Here is a 639-nt window from a genome sequence, read left to right on the forward strand (position 1 = left end):
GCTATCAGAGCCAACAAACACATCGTTACCAATGATGGTCTTGAACTTATTTGCGCCATCGTAGTTACACGTAATCGTGCCCGCACCGATATTAGTGCGTTGGCCGATTTCCGCATCACCAAGGTAAGTCAGGTGGTTTGCTTTAGAGCCTTCACCAATGCGCGCATTTTTCACTTCCACGAAGTTACCGACGTGCGCGTCGTTACGTAGCTCAGCACCAGGACGCAGACGAGTGAATGGACCGACGGTACACTCTTCACCAACGGTTGCACCTTCAATCACACTGTAAGGACGAACGATAGTATTATCGTCGATTTCACAATCTTTCAGCACACAACCAGTGCCGATAATCACGTTATCACCCAGCGATACGTTACCTTCAATGATCACGTTTGCATCGATTTCACAATCCATACCGCACTGAAGCTCACCGCGTAAGTCAAAACGCGCAGGGTCACGCAGCATCACACCTTGTTCAAGTAGTTTTTGAGCTTGCATCGATTGGAACGCGCGCTCTAGACGAGCAAGTTGAGCGCGATCATTAACACCTTCTACTTCAATGGCATTCACTGGGTGAACCGCTTCAACGGCACGCCCTTCGTCGTGCGCAGCAGCAATAACGTCTGTTAGGTAGTACTC

1 protein-coding gene is annotated in these 639 nt (G+C 49.5%); it reads right to left on the bottom strand.

Features of this window, described 5'->3' with window-relative positions; translation table 11 throughout:
* The coding region (locus tag R7044_RS26110) for a DapH/DapD/GlmU-related protein (RefSeq protein ID WP_405540923.1) at positions 1-639 on the bottom strand (639 nt) is incomplete at both ends.

The organism is Vibrio sp. 1402 (assembly GCF_033340275.1).